Origin of the sequence: Chryseobacterium sp. G0201, assembly GCF_003815655.1 — a bacterium.
Classification (GTDB): Bacteria; Bacteroidota; Bacteroidia; order Flavobacteriales; family Weeksellaceae; genus Chryseobacterium.
Genome location: NZ_CP033917.1, coordinates 2195809 through 2215145 on the forward strand (window position 1 = coordinate 2195809; position 19337 = coordinate 2215145).

Consider the following 19337-nt stretch of genomic DNA (forward strand, 5'->3'; position numbering starts at 1 on the left):
ATATTACATTAAAAACCTATCTCAAGAGACTTGCAAGTGCAAGAAAGGTTTTGTCTTTGTGAGTGTTTTTATCGATTAAAATCAGGTAGCAGATGTTAGCTGTCAGAAAGCAGGTTTTCCCTGCAATCTATAACCATCAACCTGCAACCTTATATAACGCCTTTAGGGTGGTTTTAGCGGTGGGGCTCACCTGTTCCCATTCCGAACACAGAAGTTAAGCCCACCAGCGCCGATGGTACTGCGAAAGCGGGAGAGTAGGTCGCCGCCAGTTTTTATTTAAAACTCCTTCATCTATTGATGAAGGAGTTTTTTTATGTCCATACACTAAGGGATGAGACTTTTTTTTTGTACTTACTCAAGGAATAACTCAGACATCTACTTTGATAGAAGTAATATAGAAGCGCTGTGGTAATTTATAGTAGAAATAATATTAAGTTTTAGCTAAAGCCCTATTGATTCATATATATATATATATCATAAAATAGGGTTAAAAAACAAGATTATTTCTATCAAATTAAGAGGATTGGTTAGAAATTAAAATACTTTCTTTTAATTTAGGATTAAAACAATCTAGGCTGTTTGCAATTTATATTCAAGGTCAAAATAAAATCTAATATTAGCTATATTCTTCCAAGCTGCAAATTTGAATGCAGAGTAACCAATTAACATTCCTAGAGTGTTTAATAATACATCGTCAATGTCAGCTACACCTCGGCCTGTAAGAGATTGAGTTAGTTCAATTAGAGTTATTGAAATGATAAAAAATAGAGTAATAGGAATAATTTTATTAAGCTTTGTTATACTTAATCCTAAAAAGCCAAATGGACTGAAAACAAAAATATTTCCAATTATATTAATTAAAAATGTCTGTGTATGAATATGATTCACAGAAAAAATGGTGAATCGTTTTAAATGGAATTAGCTGAAAGTAGCTTGTAGACGACGTTTCTCTATCACATCCGATAAACATCATGTATAAAAGCAAAATAGTATAAATAGTAATAAGTACTGCAAAAAATCTTTTCATAGGTTTCCTTTTGGGATTAGTAATAAAAAAGGTTGTATGCTATTAGCTTTTAAGCTTAATTTATTAACAAAAATTCTGCCCTAATGTAGAAGATTTTAAAACTTTATGCTTCTTTAATATTTTTTAACTCAATACAAAAGCCTCACTTTAAAAGTAAGGCTGTATATTTAATTAAAATCGTTTTATCAAACCTGTATTACTCCCAAATTAAATTTCTCTGTAATTGGAGCATTATTTGCAGCCTCAATACCCATAGAGATCCATTTTCTGGTATCTGTAGGATTAATGATAGCGTCTGTCCAAAGCCTTGCTGCGGCATAAGTAGACTCTGTTTGTTTTTGGTATCTTTTAGAGATTGTATTCAGAATTTCATTACGGTCTTCCTCAGTAATTTCTTTACCTTGTTTTTTCAATGTAGATTCTTGAATCTGAGCCAATACTTTTGCAGCCTGAGAACCACCCATTACAGCTAGATCTGCCCAAGGCCAAGCAACGATTAATCTCGGATCATAAGCTTTTCCACACATTGCATAATTTCCTGCACCGTAAGAGTTTCCTGTAATAATGGTGAATTTTGGAACTACAGAATTAGCAACAGCATTTACCATTTTTGCTCCGTCTTTGATGATTCCTCCGTGCTCAGATTTTGAACCTACCATAAAACCGGTAACATCCTGTAAGAATACCAAAGGAATTTTTCTTTGATTACAGTTTGCAATAAATCTTGTCGCTTTATCAGCCGAATCAGAGTAAATAACTCCACCAAACTGCATTTCTCCTTTACCACTTTTTACTAATTTTCTTTGATTAGCAACAATTCCTACGGACCAACCATCAACTCTTGCCGTTGCGCAGATGATAGTTTTGCCATAATCAGGTTTATATTCTTCGTACTCAGAATTGTCGACCATACATTTGATAATTTCCAAAGTATCATATTGATCTGCTCTTGAAACAGGTACAATTCCGAAAATATTGTCTGGACTTTCCTTTGGAGGGAAACTTTCAATTCTATCGAAGCCTGCTTTTTCAGTACTTCCGATAGATTTCATAATCGTTTTAATTCTATTTAAAGCATCTTTATCATCTTTAGCTTTATAATCTGTAACTCCGGAAATTGAGCAGTGTGTAGTTGCTCCTCCAAGTGTTTCATTATCAATAGTTTCGCCAATTGCGGCTTTTACCAAATAACTTCCGGCTAAGAAAATAGAGCCTGTTTTGTCAACAATCATTGCTTCATCACTCATGATTGGTAAATATGCACCACCAGCAACACAACTTCCCATTACTGCAGAAATCTGAATAATTCCCATAGAGCTCATTTTGGCATTGTTTCTGAAAATTCTTCCGAAATGCTCTTTATCAGGGAAAATTTCGTCCTGCATGGGAAGATAAACTCCTGCAGAATCTACCAAATAAATAATTGGAAGTTTATTTTCCATCGCAATTTCCTGAGCTCTCAAATTTTTCTTTCCGGTAATTGGGAACCAAGCTCCAGCCTTTACAGAAGCATCATTAGCAACTACCAAGCACTGTCTTCCGGAAACATAGCCCATAACTACAACAACGCCACCAGCTGGGCAACCACCATGCTCTTCATACATTTCATAGCCTGCAAATGCGCCAATTTCTATGGAATCTGAATCTTTATCAAGAAGATATTCCACCCTTTCTCTTGCCGTCATTTTTCCTTCATCACGAAGTTTTTGAAGTCGTTTTTCGCCTCCTCCTTTTTTTATTTCAGCAAGTAGTCTATTTATTTCGGATAGTTTTAATCTGTTTTGATCTTCTCTTTTGTTGAATTCAATGTCCATAAAATTTCAAATTTTTCCGTCTAAAGATACTCTTTTTATAAGAATTCTGAATTTAAATAAAACAGGTGTTTAATAGGTTGGTTTTCAGATTTTTGTGAAATATTTAACAAAAAAAGGTTTTAAATGTTTGATATTTTTTCTAACTTTACATAAGAGTTATAGGGATAATATTCTCTATGAAATACTCTAAGTTCCTAGTTTATTTTTTTAATAGTTTATTATTTGAAGGCCCTGAAAGTTTAACAGACTTTCAGGGTTTTTTGTCTGTATGAATGTCATTTTAAAGAAAATTGATTTCAATATTACTATTTAACACAATTTCTTAAATTTAATTGAAGTAAAGAGATATTTTTTGTAAGATTTGTAAAAGCTATTTGTAAATTTGCATGTTAAAATTAAAAGAAGATAGGATATGCATAAATTAGCGCTTTTCAGATTACACTTAATTGTTTTTTTGTGGGGATTCACTGCAATTCTAGGAAAACTGATTCAGGCTAATGCACAGATTCTTGTATTTTACAGAATGCTTTTTGCTGCGATCTTTTTATATGCTTTTATCAGAATCTATAAAAAAGAGAGTATAAAAGTTTCTAAGAAAATATTCTTTCAGTTGGCTGCAATCGGAGTTGCTATGGCTTTGCACTGGTATTGCTTCTTTTATTCGATCAAAGTTTCAAACGTCTCGATAGCATTGAGCTGTTTATCATTATCAACATTATTTGCTTCCATTTTAGAACCTATTATTTTTAAAAGAAAAATAGATGCTTCGGAAGTAATCATGGGAGTGGTGATTGTCTCCTGTATTTTATTAATTTTTAAAACAGAGTTTCAATATAAAGAAGGAATCATTTACGGAGTCTTTTGTGCCATTTTTGGGACGATATTTTCCGTTTTTAATGGAAAAATGTTTGGGAAAACAAGCTCCGGGAACATTATTTTTTATGAAATCTTCTGTGGATGGTTTGTTTTATTGATATTTTATCTATTTAGTGGTCAAATTTTTCAAATGAATGAAATAAGTTACAGCGATATTGCGTTAATATGCTTATTGGCAAGTGTTTTTACAGCTTTCCCGATGTTGGAATCGGTTAATCTAATGAAGTATATTTCGCCTTTTACACTAATTTTAACAGTTAATTTAGAACCAGTTTACGGAATTATACTAGCTTTTTTTATCTTTGGAGAATCGGAACATATGAGCCCAATATTTTATATTGCATCTGGTGTTATGATACTGGCAATCATTGCAAACGGATTAATAAAAGCCAGAAAAACAAAAAAACTTTAACTAAGCATCAAACTTATATGATGAAAAAATATTTTTTACTTGCTTCTTTCGTATTATTTGGGACTTCTCAGGCTCAAATTATAAGGAAATATTCCAACGAATTTTTAAATATCGGAGCAGGAGCCAGAGGTCTTGCTATGGGAGGAGCCGTGATATCCAATCAGGATGATGTATATTCTCCTATGTGGAACCCGGCAGGTTTGATGTCGATTGAACGAGACTGGCAAGGAGCTGCAATGCACGCCGAGTATTTTGAGTCGATTGCTAAATATGATTACCTAGCATACGCAAAAGTTCTGGAAACAGGTGTTTTCGGAGTTTCGGTTGTAAGGCTTGGTATTGATAATATTTTGAATACAACTCAGTTGATCGATCCTGAAGGAAATATTGACTACGATAAAATCACTAAATTTTCGCAGTCAGACTATGCAGCAATAATTTCTTATGCTTTTAATCCTGCAGGAAATCCTAAATTGGATGTCGGAGTAAATGCTAAAATTGTTTATAGAAATGTAGGTAAATTTGCAAGTGGTTATGGTTTTGGTTTTGACGTAGGTGCAATTTATAAGGCAGACAACGGATGGAAATTTGGGGGAATGCTTCGAGATGCAACAACAACTGTCAATTTTTGGAGCATTAATCAAAAAGAGCTTTCAACGATTGTAAATGGTGAAGAATTTAACCCTGCACCAACTGATAAAATGGAACTTACAATGCCTAAATTAAATGTAGGTGCAAGTAAAATTTTTAATATCAACAGCAGTATTTATGTTTTACCTGAAGCTGGTATTAATGTAGATTTTGCTAAAACAGCAGCTCTTGTTTCTACTGATTTTGCAAGTATTACGCCTTATGCGGGAGCTGAAGTAGGCTACCAAAAAATGATTTTTGTAAGATTGGGGGTAAACAGATTCCAAAATATTACAGATATTGAAGACTTGAAAAGAAAAGTCTCTTTCCAGCCAAGTGCGGGTATTGGTATCAAATATAGAGGTCTTACGTTAGATTATGCTATTACAAACTCAGGAATTGGAGGTTCAAATTTCTATTCGAATTTCTTCTCACTTAAATTGGATATGGGAACGTTTAGAAATGATTAAAATTTTTAAAATGAAAAAACTATCAATACTTATACTTACTATTTGTTCAATAATTGCTTTCGGACAAAAGATTTCTGATTACAAATATGTTTCTATTCCAGAAAAATTTCAAACTTTTAAAAACAGTTTTGATCTAGAAAATTTTTTAGCAAATGCTTTAAAAGGAAAAAAATATGTAATCCTTCAGGATGATAAATTGAAGTGGCCGTCGGAAGCGATGGGGAACTCTTGTAGTATCATTAATGCAGATGTTATTAATGATAAGACGATGTTGAGAAATAGAGTGATCTTACAGTTTAAGGATTGTAATGGTAAAACTATACTTGAATCGAAAGGAAACTCAACAATCAAAGAATTTGAAGAAGGTTTTCAGGATGCTTTAAAGCAGGCATTAGTTGTAGTTCCAATTTCTAACCCGGTTGCAATTGTGGCTCAAAAGGAGGCCGAAACACCTGTAAATAATAATGTTTCAAGTACTGTTGCGGTATCTGCAGAAAGTACAGCGAGTAAATACAGTAACGGAAAGGTAGATTTACAGAAAGTACAAATTGATAATAGCCAGTTTATTTTGGTTAAACCCAATAGTTCTTTGCCATTTGCGACTTTTAAATCAACTACAAAAGCAGATGTTTTCAGAGTGAAACTGGAAACTGGAGATTCTACGATCGGCTATTTTGAAAATGGAAATATTGTAATAGAAATTCCTCAGAAAAATGGAGAATATGCTAAAGAAGTTTTTGCCGGAAAATAAAGCTTACTACATCATCAAGAAATAAAAAAATAGCCCTTACCTGAAACCTCAGGTAAGGGTTTTTAATAACAGTTAACCATAAAAACTAAAATTATTAAGGCATTAAAACAGTGTCAATCACATGAATCACACCATTTGACTGATTTACATCAGCTATTGTAATTTTTGCACTATTTCCTTTAGCATCAGTTACGTATAGATCTTTTCCTTTTGTCCAGAAAGTAACATCTTCACCTTCAACGGTTTTCATCATACTTTTTCCGTTTCCGGCTTTTACCGCAGCCCAAATTTCTTTAGCACTATATTTTCCTGCAAGAACGTGGTAAGTTAAAACTTTAGTAAGCATTTCTTTGTTTTCAGGCTTTACCAAGCTTTCCACTGTTCCTTTTGGAAGTTTTGCGAAAGCTGCATCAGTAGGAGCCAATACAGTAAAAGGACCTTTTCCCTGTAAAGTTTCAACTAAACCGGCTGCTTTTACAGCCGTTACAAGCGTTTTGTGATCTTTAGAGTTTACAGCGTTCTCAATAATGTTTTTTGAAGGATACATTGCTGCACCACCTACCATTACTGTTTTTTCTTTCATTTGTGCAGTTAGATTTCCACTGAAAGCGAATGATAAAGCAACCATTCCTAATACTGCGATTTTTGATCTTGTATTCATTTTTTGATTTTTTAAATTAAATATTTTTTGATTTCTTATTCTTACCTACCATTTACGATGTAGATTCTGTTTTAGATTTAAAAATTATTTTTTTGTTTAAATTATTTTTTCTTGGTTAAGAAGGTTGAGTTAATTTCAAAATCATTTACGACATAAAATATTTTTTGGTTTTTCTTTATTATACATTTTATTTTATTACATTTGGATTGAAAAATATTCGTTATTAAAACAAACTATTCGGAAGAGGAACTTATCGTTTTATTGAAAGAGAAAAACGAAGCTGGTTTTCATTATTTGTATGACCATTACTCCGGCGCGCTTTATGGTGTGATATTCCGAATTGTACAATCAAAAGAATATACAGAAGAAGTTATTCAGGATGTTTTCGTAAAGATCTGGAACTCCATTCTTCAATATGACTCTACCAAAGGAAGATTTTATACCTGGATGATTAATATTGCCAGAAATACGGCGATAGATTATTTAAAATCAAAAGGTTTCCAAAACGAACTTAAAAACCAACCACTTCCTGATTTCGTATATAACAGTGCAGAACTTTCAACGACTAATAAGACATCCGACTTTATCGGGTTCAAAGACGTTCTTGGAGGTTTGGAGATTGATAAGCAGGAGCTTATAGATCTGGCGTATTATCAGGGATATACTCAAAACGAGATATCAGAAAAACTAAAGATACCGCTGGGTACTGTTAAAACGAAAATGCGGAATGCATTGATAAAATTAAAGGATTTGTTAAAAGATTATCAATAAATTGAACACTAAGGAATACATATCATCCGGAATTATAGAATCTTATATTCTAGGTTTTGCTTCTCACGAGGAAGCAGGGATTTTGGAGTGTGTGATGAAGAACAATGCTGAAGTTAAAGTAGCTTTTGAAGAAGCTCAAAAAACTTTGGAAGATTTAGCAACAGCTCAGGCTGTAACTCCTCCAAATGATTTAAAATCTAAAATTTGGAATAAAATTCAACAGGAACAAATTGTTGAAGAGGTTAGACCTGTAATTTCAGAAGTAAAACAAGATCTGAAAGTTCAGGGAGATATAAAAGAGATTAAAACTCAAAAAAATAACAATTGGAAAACCTATGCTGTTGCAGCATCGATACTGTTTTTAGTAAGTGTTGTCGGAAATTTATTCTGGATGAATACTCAATCTGAAAATAAAAAAGTCATTGCAAAACTTGAAACTGAAAAACAGTCTAAAGATTTAGCATATCAAAAAATGCAGCAAAAATGGGATATGCTATCAGGTACAGATATGCAGATGGTTGTTTTAAAAGGCGTAGAAAAACATGCTGACTCCAAAGCAATGGTTTTCTGGGATAAAAAATCTAAACAAGTGTATCTAAATGCTGATAGCCTGCCAAAAGCTCCTGAAGGAATGCAGTATCAGCTTTGGGCAATTGCAGACGGAAAACCTGTAAGCGCAGGAATGTACACTGAAGAAAAAGACAGTAAAATTGCTCTTTCAAATATAGAAAATGCTCAGGCATTTGCAATAACTCTTGAAAAACAGGGAGGAAGTGCAACTCCAACAATGGAAAATATGTACGTGATGGGTGCTATCTAAACGTTATATTTTTATGAAAATAAAAAGCTCTTGATTTAAAGAGCTTTTTTTGTGAGCAATAATAGGATTGTATTATTTCTTGATAAACTTAATGCTTTGATTTCCTTTATCACTAATTATTTTTGCGGTATAAATTCCCGGAACTAGGTCTGGCAATCTTATGATAGTATTTTTACTGTTTTTAGGAAACTCATTTCTTAATAATTTACCATTGAAGTCATATATTTCAACAGATTTAATCGTTTTTGTATTTTCAATAGTTAAAACGTCCGAAACGGGATTTGGATAAATTTTAGCAGAAGATAATGTAATTTCAGAGGTAGATAAAGGCTCTAAAACATTCACGGTATAATCTGTCCATGTTCCATAAGCGTAAGTAGCGCATGCAGAATCGGCAGTTGGTGTACCGGCACCGGAGTTCCCAAGACGATTCCATATTCTCATTCTATAATTTCCGGCTGCTACAGATGACGGGATCGTAAAAGGTCCGGTATAGGTCTGGTTTTGATTGGCAATATAAGTCGGTAAGAACAAGTTTTCTCCTGCATCATCAAAATCTCCGTCACTATTGAAATCAATTGCCATTCCGCAAGCAGTCCAGTTGGTTGTAGACACATTGATTGTATAATTCGTTGTCGTGTTTAGGTTGATAACAACAGAAGTACGATCTCTTTCGGAAGTACATGTTCCAGCCGCAAATGAATTAGTAAAACCAACTTCAGGAATTGTTACCTGAGTAATTCTCCAATTTGTGCATCCGCTAGGATAAGATGGACTACAATATGTTTGTGAATAAAATGGAATTGCAGTTACAATCAATGAAAATAATGCAAAAATTTTTGCTAAGAGATAGTTTTTTTCCATAATATTTGATTTTTTATTACAAATTAAAATTATGAAAAAATATTAAATTATGTGTTTTTGATGCTTAATTACTAATAAAAATGCTATTTTTAGATTAATTTTATTTAAATATTGACTTTTAAATATGATTTCAATTAGTTATTGAAAAAATCATGAATAACTTTCGCCTTACTTTTCCCAAGAATTTCTTCCAAGGTCTCCAAATTAGACTCTTTTATACGTTTCACAGACTTTAATTTAGATAAAAGCAACTCAATTGTTTTTTCTCCGACTCCCGGGATTTCTTCCAGCTCAGATTTTATAGTAGAATTTGTTCTTCTGGTTCTGTGATGTTTTACTCCAAAACGGTGGGCTTCATCTCGAACTCTCTGAAGAATTTTAAGCGTTTCAGATTTTTTATCTAGATATAAAGGAATCGGGTCTTCCGGGAAGAAAATTTCCTCTAATCTTTTGGCAATTCCGACAATGGTAATCTTTCCGTAAAGTCCTAATAATCTTAAACTTTTTACCGCTGAAGAGAGCTGTCCTTTTCCACCATCGATCAAAATTAGTTGTGGTAAAGTATCCCCTTCGTCGAGTAATCTTTTATAACGACGGTAAATCACTTCTTCCATCGTCGCAAAGTCATTGGCTCCTTCCACCGTTTTTGGATGGAAAATTCTGTAATCGGCCTTGCTTGGTTTTCCGTCTTTAAACACAACACACGCCGAAACCGGATTGGTTCCCTGAATATTTGAGTTGTCGAAACCTTCAATATGTCTTGGCTCAACGGGCATTCTCAGCAGTTTTTGCATTTCTGCCATGATTCGGTTGGCATGTCTTTCCGGATCTATTATTTGAACTTGTTTTAATTTTTCTAAGCGATATTCTTTTGCATTTTTCTCGGAAAGTTCAACGATACGTTTTTTATCGCCCATTTTAGGGACGATCAATTTTACATTCGGAATTTCAACAGATAAATGGAAAGGAAGTAAAACTTCTTTTGAATCTGAATCAAATTTCTGACGAATTTCAATCAAAGCCTCTTCCATAATATCCTCGTCCGATTCTTCAAGAATTTTTTTTATTTCTGTCGTGAAACTCTGAATAATATTTCCATTTCTAATCTTAAAGAAATTCACATAAGCGGCCGTTTCATCGCTTGTCATTCCAAACACATCTACATCGTCGATATTTGGGTTTACAACCGTATTTCTTGACTGATAATCTTCAAGAATGTCTATTTTTTCTTTAACAAGCTGCGCTTGTTCAAATTGGAGGTTTTCAGCATATTTCATCATCTGATTAACCAAATATTCTTTTGCCTTTCGGAAATCTCCTTTTACAATTCCGCGGATCGCATCTATTTTTTCATCATAATCTTCTTTGCTTTCCAGATCTTCACAAGGTCCTTCGCAATTTTTGATGTGATATTCAAGACAGACTTTATATTTTCCTTCTGCAATTTTGGATGGAGCTAAATTTAAATTACAAGTTCTGAGTTTGTAAATATGTTTAATAGTTTCCAGTAGAATCTTTGCAGGACGTACTTTTGCATAGGGGCCGTAATATTCTGAACCGTCTTTGATCTTTGTTCTTGTTAAAAAAATACGTGGAAAATTTTCATTTTTAATACAGATCCAAGGATAGGTTTTATCATCCTTCAACATAACATTGTAAAACGGCTGATGTTCTTTTATCAGGTTATTTTCCAATAAAAGAGCGTCATATTCACTATTTACAATGGTCGTTTCTAATCGCTGGATCTTGCCAACCATTATTCTTGTTCTGTAACCCGGAAGATTTTTGTTGAAATAGGACAGAACCCTTTTCTTTAAATTTTTCGCCTTTCCTACATACAATAAATGTTCATTTTTATCATAATAACGATAAACACCGGGTTCGGAAGGCAAAGTTTTGAGTTGTAATTCTAAAGAAGGATTCATATAACAAAATTACGGAATTTTGCTTTTATCTGTTGATACTAATATTTTTTTAACCTATTTTAAATTTTAGATACAGATCTTTTCGACTATATCTATTAAATAAGCCTTTAAAGTATACGAGAATTTTTATTTAAATCAAGTTAGATTTCGTAAAATAAAAAAGCTGCAGAAAATTTCTACAGCTTTGTACATGATATGTTTGAATATTTTATCCGTTTGTTATCTGAGTATATTCGCTCACCAAGAAGCTGAAATAATCCCATTCAATAGATTTTTTAGGGTATTTTTTCATAAATTCTGCATTATCTCCGAATAGGAAATCGTAGTTGTCTTCAAAATCATCTTTGTGTAGCCACATTACTTTATCGCCTTTTTTAACGTAATAAGATTTAATAACGCCACCACCTAATTGAGGAGAACCCATCACAGAAAATCCGGTTGTTTCTTTCGCTCTAGGATCGTGATAAACAGAAATGATATTGTCAAATCCAGGGTTGATAACCTGCATAAGGAATTCTTTATCGTCTTTTTTATTTTTTAAAGAAACAGTTTGATTTACAAAATGAATACGCTCGTTTGTGGTATTCTTATTTAAGCTTTTTGTTCCAAAATTTCTGATATTTCCCATGTACTTGGCCACTTTTGCATACTTTTCAGCGTTGCTTGGGTAAACATACATTTCGTCAATTTGATCTGCATTAAAAGTTGTGCTCTTTTTTGAGATACTGTCTTTGATAGAAACTTCAAAAATCTGTCCTTTTTTAGTATCAATTTTACCACAGAACCCTTTGTAAGTCGTTCCGTCCTTTAAAATTACGGTAGATGTTTTCTTTGGAGATGGCGTGTTGAATCCTTCATTAAAAAGATACATTTCCATTTTTTTGATGTCTTCTTTTGAGTATTTTACCTTATCCTGGGCAAAAGAAGCAACACTTACAAGGCAGAATGCCAATAGTAAAGCTTTAAATTTCATAGGTTATTGTTTTTTATTTTCGGAAGTAAAAGTAATGAAATAAATCACTTGTTTTGAAAAATAAATACAGGTTAAAGTTTTACTTTTACAGTTGTTGTTAAAAGTGTAATTTTAAGCAAAATTAAGACAATGATATACGGGATAGATGTTTTCAGTTTTCATGATGTATTGGAAATCTGTAAAAATCCGAAAAAAGCGAAACTTAATAAAGCTTCAAAAGATCAAATTTTAAAATCACAGAAAAACGTTCAGAAAATTGTTGAGTCCGACAGATGTGTGTACGGGATCAATACAGGTTTTGGGCCTCTTTGCGATACAAAAATCTCTGCTGACGAAACAGCGCAATTACAATATAATTTAATCATTTCTCACGCGGTAGGCGTAGGAAAACCGATTGATAAAGAATTTTCAAAGATCATGATCATTGCTAAAGTTCATGCATTGTCAAAAGGTTTTTCGGGAGTTTCTTTGGAGGTGATCGAGAGATTGATCACGATGTTGGAGAAAGATATTATTCCTGTGGTTCCTGAACAAGGTTCTGTTGGTGCTTCGGGAGATTTGGCACCTTTGTCACACTTAGTTTTACCGCTTTTAGGATTAGGACAGGTTTGGGAAGGAGATCAGATTTTCGAAACTGCTGAAATTTTAGAAAAACATAACCTTGAACCTTTGACTTTAGGTCCAAAAGAAGGTTTGGGATTAATTAACGGAACCCAATTTATCTTAGCGCATGCGATCAAAGGGTTGGAGAAATTCGAATATCTGTTGGATCTGGCTGATCTGACTGCAGCAATGAGTTTAGAAGCTTATAGAGGTTCTGAAAGTCCGTTTAAAAAAGAACTTCATGACATAAGACCATTTGAAGGAAGTAAAAAAGTAGCTGCCAGAATGGTGAAATTTCTGAAAGGTTCTGAAAATATGAAAGCTCACGAAGACTGTGAACGAGTACAGGATCCTTATTCAATGAGATGTGTTCCTCAGGTTCATGGAGCGAGCAGAAATGCTTTTGAGCATCTTAAATTAATGGCGAATACAGAATTAAACTCTGTAACAGATAATCCGATTGTTTTAAGTGCTGAAGAATCAATCTCAGGAGGGAATTTCCACGGACAGTTAATGGCAATGCCTTTAGATTATGCAACGTTGGCTGCGGCTGAATTAGGAAATATTTCTGACAGAAGAAGTTATTTATTATTGGAAGGAAAATACGGTTTACCAAGATTGTTAACGGAAAGCTCTGGTTTAAATTCAGGATTCATGATTCCTCAATATACTTCTGCGGCGTTGGTTACGGAAAATAAAACATTATGTTTTCCAGCTTCTGCGGATTCAATTCCTACAAGTTTGGGTCAGGAAGATCATGTTTCGATGGGAAGTATTTCAGGAAGAAAATTCAATCAGGTTCTTGGGAATTTGGTTAATATTTTATCTGTTGAATTAATGTTTGCAGCGCAAGGATTAGAATTCAGAAGACCTGCAAAATGTTCAAAAATCATTGAAGAAAACTTTGCAATCATTCGTTCTAAAGTGGCTAAACTTGAAGATGATAGATTGATAGGAAAGGATATGCTCGCTATTGCTGAATTGATTAATGATAGAAAATTTGTTGTGAATTAATTTTTCAAACTTAATATATATATAAAAGCTTCCTTGAAAAAGGGAGCTTTTTTGTTTTAAATTTTTCTCTCGCTGATTTGCAAATTACTCAGATGTTTATGTTTTTTTTGTGTTATTTGTGAAAATATCTGTGAAATTTGTGTTTAAAAATATTAAATAAATTGCTTTTCAAACTAAAAATATACACAAACATCTGCAAAATCAGCGAGACACAAATCACAAGAATAATTTAAAAATATTAATTTAGCAAAAGTAAAAACAAAAAGATGACAATTACAAAAACAGATTCTTCAAACGTTGACTTTCAAAATCTGGTAAAACTTCTTGATGCCGATTTGGCGATTCGTAACGGTGAAGATCATGCATTTTATGATCAATTCAACAAAATTGATATGATCAAAAACTGTATCGTTATTTATGTAGATAACAATCCTGCAGCTTGTGGCGCTTTCAAAAAATTTGAGGATGATACAGTTGAGATCAAAAGAATGTACACCCATCCGGATTTCAGGAAAAGAGGTTTGGCAGGAACGATCGTAAAAGAATTAGAAAACTGGGCAAAAGAAATCGGTTATAAAAAAGCTGTTCTGGAAAGTTCATTAGAGCAAAACGAAGCTCTTTCTGTATACGAAAAAAGCGGTTATCAAAGAATTCCGAATTATGGACAATACATCGGAATTGACAAAAGTGTCTGCTACGAAAAAAGATTGTAAATCATAGTCTTATATTATTTTTAGCATAATAAAATTAATGTAAAAATCATGTGAAATTAATTTTTAAAGAACTGTAATTCAAGAGAAAGTGATATCTTGTATTACCAAATAAAAATTAATTTATATGAAAAAAAACGTATTTTATGTAATGTTTCTGCTCTTTGTGGCGGTTTCATGTAACAGGGACGAACTTCAGAATCAGGTAACCGAAATTGAGGTTGCTCAAAAAGATCCTCTCAATGCAAAACAGATTAACGGTAAAATTAATGAGTCTATTAAGAGTACGGGAAATTTCTCATGGGCGAAATCTTCCGATCATCTTGTCTGGAGTGCCGTTTTTCAGGGAAATAAAGTCGCTTCAATTGGCTTTGGCTCTACAAAAGACGATTTTGACCGAAGCTTGTCTTCAAACAATGAGCAAATTCAAAATGAAATTCTAGCTCTTATTGAGAAATATGAAGGAAAAGAAAAAAGCAGAATTTTACTTAATGCTGACAAATATCTCAATCAGATAGATGTTGCTATTGAAAAACAGGAAACAGTTATTGCTCTTCGTAAAATGAAAAACATTCGTTATCTGGAGCCTGCAGATTATCATTATTTCGAAAACGAAAGTAAATTCAACGGAACCGCGAAATCAAGCGGCAGCTCAGGATGCGGATTTGAATCAACGGCTTTAAATGCTGCCGACTATACAACCGTAACTCCCAACGCGAAAGCACCGTGGTCTTTCTACAAACATAATATCACCAATGCCTGGAGCTACAGTACAGGAGCCGGAGTGACGATTGGCTTGATCGATTCCGGGGTTTCTCCTGAACAAAGTCTGTTGGGAAGCAGTTTTAATAATGGATTATCATCGGGCAGAACAATCAGTAAAGTTGGGGTGCATGTAGATTCTGTCTGGCCATGGGCTACGGGTTACGACGGGCCAAATGATCAGTGTGGACACGGAACAAGCATGGCTTCTGCAATGGCAGCTCCGCGAAATAACCAAGGACAACCGGTTGGAGTTGCTTATAATGCCAATTTAATCGCTTATCGTGCAGCAACCAACGTTGTTTTGGATGGTTATCACGAACAAAATGGAGTAAAAATAGCTTTCACAGAATTAGCCAATAATAATAGTGTGAAAATTATTTCCATGTCAATGGGACACATTTTTTCTGTAGGTAAAATTGAAGACGGAGTAAAATATGCTTATTCAAAAGGAAAATTAATTTTCTGTGCCGGCGGAACTTCTACAAGCTTCACTACTTTTGTGGGGGTTATTTTCCCTGCCTGGATGCCGGAAACTCAAGCAATCACGGGAGTAAAAGAAAATACTTCCAATCAAAAATGTGATGTTTGCCATTCAGGAGCTGAAATTGATTTTACCTATCAAATGGAGAGAGCTTCAGGAAACAGTGTTCCGGTTCTAAGTTATTATAACGCACAAACCGATTATGTAGGCGGATCGTCCGTGGCAACCGCTTCTACGGCAGGAATTGCTGCTTTAGTTTGGTCTAAAAACCCATCATGGACGAGAGAGCAGGTCTTGAATAAAATGAGACAGTCTGCTACGTATTATCCAATTCCGAATTTAGATTACGGATATGGAAATATTAATGTTTTACAGGCTGTACAGTAAAATTTAAACTGAAAATTTAATTTTAACCACAAAAGGCACAAAAGATTTAATGCTTAAATAGTTTTAAGTTTATGAATTCAATGTAAGTTAAGAGCAAATAGGTTTTAAAAACTTTTGATCATTATTCTTTTATGAACTTTGATCAACTCAAATTTACACGAATAAGATCTTTTGCAACTTTTGTGGTTAAATTTTTTATTAATTAATCTCCTAACTGATAATCTAAAGGAAGCATATTTTCAATTTTATTTTTTGAAAAATCTCCTTCATTGATGAGTAGATCGGGAGTGGTGATGTTTCCGTCTTTTGAAACTTCAAATGTTTCACCTTCGGGATGAAGAAAGGAAGACAACATTACAGGTGTGGTACTTTTAACAAAATCTTTTCCTTTTCGTTCAAAGAAATATTTGGGATAATTAACCTGAAGCATGTCTACAAAGCTAAAAAGGACTTCCTCACCGGATCTTTTTACATAATCAGCATCAGGAATCTTTGTTTTTGTGATGGCAAGCGCGTAGGGTTTTTCATTGTTTTTTCGTCTCAGAATATCACTGATATCTTCGGGAATATTCATATTTCTTGAATTTTTCATCATTTCTGAAAAATTTTTCAATGTTTTTAACTCTTCTTCGGTCGGATATTTCGGATTGGGGAATTTTACGACTTTATTCACAATAAATCCATCTTCGGAAACCTTATTTTTGTAAATACTTCGAAAAAAATGGAGTAGACTTCCGTCAAAAGCATTCATTCTGTTAAGCTTTACTTTATCCGATTTTTTTGTTTCTTTAAAAAAACTTGTTCCGGTATAATTGACCATTTTAAACTCAAAATCGACAGAGTAGCTGATGAGGTTGTATTGTATTTCGTAACCTAAATTTTTATTTTCAATAATTAAAGTCTGTGGAGCTTTTACTTTCAGGTTTTTGTTGGTTTTATCGTAGGCAAATTTTAAAGACCGTTGATTTTTAATTCTTACATTTTCTCTGTCGGAACCAATGAATGTATTCAGAAAATAATAGATGTAATTTTTGTAAGCTTCTTCAGTGTAAGGAATAATTTTAACCTCTTCGATTGTATTGGTCTTAATTAAAACAACTCTCAATGTTTTATTGATAACTTCAGAAAGCTTTGTTGTAAAAGTTTCATAATTTTCCTTTTGGAAGACCAAACTTCCACTGGTTTGTGATGCTACATTAAGACTAAAACTTCCATCTTCCTTTGAGATAGTATTGATTTTGGTTCCGTCCAGATAAATATTGACATTGGCAATTTTCTGTTCGGCATCATTTACAACCGTACCTTTAATGATTTGGGCAAATACACTGTAAAGAGGTAGTAAAAATAGAAATAGTAATATCGTTTTTTTCATGGTAAAACAATATTACTATATTTATAGTGATAAAAAAAGTTTTTATTAAATATTTAGTGAATGAAAATAATTTAACCAATTCTCACGCTTGTCATACTCAAAGAACCGCCAATTAATTCATCATTAAATAAGACTAAATTTTCCGCTTTATCTTTCAATCCTAATGTATAGATTAACGGTAAATAATGATCCGGAGTCGGAACTGCATATTGTAAAAATGTTCCCTGTTTCTGATAATCAATAATGGGTTGGAAATTACCATCAAGAAGCCAATTATTGGTTTTCTCTCTGGCTTCAATTGCCCAATCCCAGCCGGCTCCAACGGTATCAATATTTTTCCAGTCGATCAATCTTAAATTATGAACAATATTTCCGCTTCCGATAATAAGAATACCTTTTTTGCGAAGTTTATTTAATTTTTGAGCCAATTCAAAATGATATTGCGGAGGTTTTGTATAATCAATACTCAACTGAATCACAGGAATATCCGCATTAGGATACATATGTTTGATAACAGACCATGCGCCATGATCCAGTCCCCAATTATGATCTTCCTCAACCAAGATAGGAGCCAAAAGTTCAGCTGTTTCTTTTGCCAGTTCAGGACTTCCGGGAGCGGGATATTCTACATCAAACAACGCTTTCGGAAAACCTCCAAAATCATGAATCGTTCTTGGCATATCCATCGCCGTCACAAAAGTTCCCGGAGTATACCAATGGGCGGAAATACACAAAATAGCATTCGGTTTGGGAATCTCTGTCGCGGCTTTTCTGAAACCCTTTACAAACTGATTTTCTTCAATCGCATTCATCGGCGAACCGTGCCCAAGAAATAAAACAGGCATTCTTTGCGTACTTTGAAAATTGTCACTGATATTTTGTAGATCGTTGAGGTTCATACTATAGTATTAAAAAAGAAAAAGGTTCAAGGTTTTTAGAAAATCCCTGAACCTTTTATGATTAAATTTTTTTGGATGTTTTTGGTTAATTTGTCCCGTTGGGCTCCCAAAAATCCGTTTTATTATGCTTGTTTTACAAACTGTAAATCTCCTGCTAATTTTACATCTTCGCTTACCATTACACCTCCAGCTTCAAGAGCAGCATTCCAGTTTAATCCGAAGTCTTTTCTGTTGATTTTCCCTTCAAAAGAGAAACCAGCTTTAGTATTTCCCCATGGATCAACGTTGATTCCGTTAAAATCTACATCAAGAGTGATAGGTTTTGTAATACCGTTAATCGTTAAATTTCCAGTTACAGCACCATTCAAGGCCTGAGAATCGAAAGTAATTGTAGGGTTCGCTTCTGCATTGAAAAACTCTGCAGATTTAAGGTGATTATCTCTGTCTGCATTATGAGTTGAAACAGAATCAGTCTGAATCGTTGCAGTCGTTTTAGCGTTTGCGAAAGTATCATCATCAGCATCAATTTCTGCAGTGAAGTTGGTGAAGTTACCTTTAATGTTTGAAATCATCATGTGTTTTACTTTGAAAGTAATTTCACTATGCGTTGGGTCTAGGTTCCATTTTGTTGCCATTGTAATATGTTTTTTTATTGTTATTTATACTGCAAATTTAGGATAAGGTATAGGTTCAAATCATTGACGTAAGATAAGAAATGAATATCGTAACAATTTTAACTTCAAATTAACATTACAACCTATCATTCGACGAAGGAGAAATCTATTACTTATTCTTTAGAAGCTATTTCCCGCTTTCCATTACAATCTTTTTTTTCAAAAAAGGATTTTCATTGCAATCGGGGCTAGGGTATTGGTCGCCATCATTACGATTTGTCTTTGCGAGGAGCGAAGTGACGAAGCAATCTCAAAACATCAAAATATTTATAACGAATCACCATACAGTTTATCATTTCGTAAGAATCTTAACAATCATTATTAAAAAGTAAATATAAATTCTACGCTCCACTTCGTTCCGTTCTGAATAACAAAGACACCGTACAACTATTGTTAGGAGAGTCGCAAAAAACCAAAAACTAACAACCATCAACCAAA

General features: G+C 33.5%; 17 protein-coding genes and 1 rRNA gene. 9 read left to right on the forward strand and 9 right to left on the reverse strand.

Annotated features, from left to right (window positions below; all coding sequences use genetic code 11):
* Positions 1 to 163: 163 nt before the first annotated feature.
* Positions 164 to 271: ribosomal RNA gene (gene rrf / locus EG348_RS09895) — 5S ribosomal RNA — on the forward strand.
* Between the two features lie 299 nt (positions 272 to 570).
* Here the strand turns inward: rrf and EG348_RS22075 are convergent.
* Positions 571 to 888: a VanZ family protein gene (locus EG348_RS22075; RefSeq protein ID WP_164463278.1), complete on the reverse strand. Its 318-nt coding sequence runs from the start codon at positions 886 to 888 to the stop codon at positions 571 to 573.
* A 324-nt stretch (positions 889 to 1212) separates the two neighbouring features.
* On the reverse strand, positions 1213 to 2841 hold the full coding sequence (locus EG348_RS09905; RefSeq protein ID WP_123982898.1) for an acyl-CoA carboxylase subunit beta: 1629 nt from the start codon (positions 2839 to 2841) through the stop codon (positions 1213 to 1215).
* Positions 2842 to 3253: 412 nt separating this feature from the next.
* On the opposite strand from EG348_RS09905, the gene EG348_RS09910 reads away from it, so the two are divergent.
* From EG348_RS09910 to EG348_RS09920, 3 genes are read left to right on the forward strand one after another with little or no spacing between them, the layout of a single operon-like run.
* A complete protein-coding gene (locus EG348_RS09910) occupies positions 3254 to 4129 on the forward strand; it encodes a DMT family transporter (protein WP_123982900.1) in 876 nt (291 codons plus the stop codon).
* Between the two features lie 17 nt (positions 4130 to 4146).
* Positions 4147 to 5229: a PorV/PorQ family protein gene (locus EG348_RS09915; RefSeq protein WP_410494142.1), complete on the forward strand. Its 1083-nt coding sequence runs from the start codon at positions 4147 to 4149 to the stop codon at positions 5227 to 5229.
* Positions 5230 to 5239: 10 nt separating this feature from the next.
* On the forward strand, positions 5240 to 5980 hold the full coding sequence (locus tag EG348_RS09920; protein WP_123982904.1) for a hypothetical protein: 741 nt from the start codon (positions 5240 to 5242) through the stop codon (positions 5978 to 5980).
* Between the two features lie 94 nt (positions 5981 to 6074).
* On the opposite strand, the gene EG348_RS09925 is transcribed toward EG348_RS09920, so the two are convergent.
* A complete protein-coding gene (locus EG348_RS09925) occupies positions 6075 to 6641 on the reverse strand; it encodes a fasciclin domain-containing protein (RefSeq protein WP_123982906.1) in 567 nt (188 codons plus the stop codon).
* A gap of 261 nt (positions 6642 to 6902) precedes the next feature.
* On the opposite strand from EG348_RS09925, the gene EG348_RS09930 reads away from it, so the two are divergent.
* Together EG348_RS09930 and EG348_RS09935 are read left to right on the forward strand one after the other, a co-directional pair.
* Complete coding sequence (locus tag EG348_RS09930; protein WP_228414856.1) at positions 6903 to 7412, forward strand: RNA polymerase sigma factor; 510 nt, start codon at positions 6903 to 6905, stop codon at positions 7410 to 7412.
* A 1-nt stretch (position 7413) separates the two neighbouring features.
* A complete protein-coding gene (locus EG348_RS09935; protein ID WP_123982908.1) occupies positions 7414 to 8232 on the forward strand; it encodes an anti-sigma factor domain-containing protein in 819 nt (272 codons plus the stop codon).
* 72 nt (positions 8233 to 8304) lie between these two features.
* On the opposite strand, the gene EG348_RS09940 is transcribed toward EG348_RS09935, so the two are convergent.
* The 3 genes from EG348_RS09940 to EG348_RS09950 all read right to left on the reverse strand — a co-directional run bounded on the left by EG348_RS09940 (position 8305) and on the right by EG348_RS09950 (position 11994).
* A complete protein-coding gene (locus tag EG348_RS09940) occupies positions 8305 to 9096 on the reverse strand; it encodes a T9SS type A sorting domain-containing protein (RefSeq protein ID WP_123982910.1) in 792 nt (263 codons plus the stop codon).
* A gap of 134 nt (positions 9097 to 9230) precedes the next feature.
* The gene (gene uvrC, locus EG348_RS09945) at positions 9231 to 11021 is read right to left on the reverse strand and encodes an excinuclease ABC subunit UvrC (protein WP_123982913.1); all 1791 of its coding nucleotides are present in this window, start codon (positions 11019 to 11021) and stop codon (positions 9231 to 9233) included.
* Positions 11022 to 11229: 208 nt separating this feature from the next.
* The gene (locus EG348_RS09950; protein ID WP_123982915.1) at positions 11230 to 11994 is read right to left on the reverse strand and encodes a hypothetical protein; all 765 of its coding nucleotides are present in this window, start codon (positions 11992 to 11994) and stop codon (positions 11230 to 11232) included.
* Positions 11995 to 12123: 129 nt separating this feature from the next.
* Here EG348_RS09950 and hutH point away from each other — a divergent pair, with 129 nt between their 5' ends.
* The 3 genes from hutH to EG348_RS09965 all read left to right on the forward strand — a co-directional run bounded on the left by hutH (position 12124) and on the right by EG348_RS09965 (position 15954).
* Positions 12124 to 13611 carry a histidine ammonia-lyase gene (hutH, locus tag EG348_RS09955; protein WP_072411786.1) on the forward strand — a complete coding sequence of 496 codons (1488 nt, stop codon included), beginning with the start codon at positions 12124 to 12126 and terminating at the stop codon, positions 13609 to 13611.
* Between the two features lie 266 nt (positions 13612 to 13877).
* A complete protein-coding gene (locus EG348_RS09960) occupies positions 13878 to 14324 on the forward strand; it encodes a GNAT family N-acetyltransferase (protein ID WP_123982917.1) in 447 nt (148 codons plus the stop codon).
* Positions 14325 to 14448: 124 nt separating this feature from the next.
* Positions 14449 to 15954 (forward strand): S8 family peptidase, encoded by a 1506-nt coding sequence (locus EG348_RS09965; RefSeq protein WP_123982919.1) that lies wholly within the window; start codon positions 14449 to 14451, stop codon positions 15952 to 15954.
* Between the two features lie 202 nt (positions 15955 to 16156).
* Here EG348_RS09965 and EG348_RS09970 read toward each other — a convergent pair whose 3' ends face one another.
* From EG348_RS09970 to EG348_RS09980, 3 genes are all read right to left on the reverse strand, one after another.
* Positions 16157 to 17326, reverse strand: a complete 1170-nt coding sequence (locus EG348_RS09970; protein ID WP_123982921.1) for a carboxypeptidase-like regulatory domain-containing protein — start codon at positions 17324 to 17326, stop codon at positions 16157 to 16159.
* Positions 17327 to 17397: 71 nt separating this feature from the next.
* The gene (ygiD, locus tag EG348_RS09975) at positions 17398 to 18225 is read right to left on the reverse strand and encodes a 4,5-DOPA dioxygenase extradiol (RefSeq protein ID WP_123982924.1); all 828 of its coding nucleotides are present in this window, start codon (positions 18223 to 18225) and stop codon (positions 17398 to 17400) included.
* A 122-nt stretch (positions 18226 to 18347) separates the two neighbouring features.
* Positions 18348 to 18860 (reverse strand): YceI family protein, encoded by a 513-nt coding sequence (locus tag EG348_RS09980; RefSeq protein WP_123982926.1) that lies wholly within the window; start codon positions 18858 to 18860, stop codon positions 18348 to 18350.
* Between the last annotated feature and the right edge of the window lie 477 nt (positions 18861 to 19337).

Coding starts and splice junctions, on each gene's coding strand:
- hutH (WP_072411786.1), top strand. CDS start 12,124: ATGATATACGGGATAGATGTTTTCAGTTTTCATGATGTATTGGAAATC.
- uvrC (WP_123982913.1), bottom strand. CDS start 11,021: ATGAATCCTTCTTTAGAATTACAACTCAAAACTTTGCCTTCCGAACCC.
- EG348_RS09915 (WP_410494142.1), top strand. CDS start 4,147: ATGATGAAAAAATATTTTTTACTTGCTTCTTTCGTATTATTTGGGACT.
- EG348_RS09925 (WP_123982906.1), bottom strand. CDS start 6,641: ATGAATACAAGATCAAAAATCGCAGTATTAGGAATGGTTGCTTTATCA.
- EG348_RS09905 (WP_123982898.1), bottom strand. CDS start 2,841: ATGGACATTGAATTCAACAAAAGAGAAGATCAAAACAGATTAAAACTA.
- EG348_RS09940 (WP_123982910.1), bottom strand. CDS start 9,096: ATGGAAAAAAACTATCTCTTAGCAAAAATTTTTGCATTATTTTCATTG.
- EG348_RS09920 (WP_123982904.1), top strand. CDS start 5,240: ATGAAAAAACTATCAATACTTATACTTACTATTTGTTCAATAATTGCT.
- EG348_RS09950 (WP_123982915.1), bottom strand. CDS start 11,994: ATGAAATTTAAAGCTTTACTATTGGCATTCTGCCTTGTAAGTGTTGCT.
- EG348_RS09970 (WP_123982921.1), bottom strand. CDS start 17,326: ATGAAAAAAACGATATTACTATTTCTATTTTTACTACCTCTTTACAGT.
- EG348_RS09965 (WP_123982919.1), top strand. CDS start 14,449: ATGAAAAAAAACGTATTTTATGTAATGTTTCTGCTCTTTGTGGCGGTT.
- EG348_RS09910 (WP_123982900.1), top strand. CDS start 3,254: ATGCATAAATTAGCGCTTTTCAGATTACACTTAATTGTTTTTTTGTGG.
- EG348_RS09980 (WP_123982926.1), bottom strand. CDS start 18,860: ATGGCAACAAAATGGAACCTAGACCCAACGCATAGTGAAATTACTTTC.
- EG348_RS09960 (WP_123982917.1), top strand. CDS start 13,878: ATGACAATTACAAAAACAGATTCTTCAAACGTTGACTTTCAAAATCTG.
- ygiD (WP_123982924.1), bottom strand. CDS start 18,225: ATGAACCTCAACGATCTACAAAATATCAGTGACAATTTTCAAAGTACG.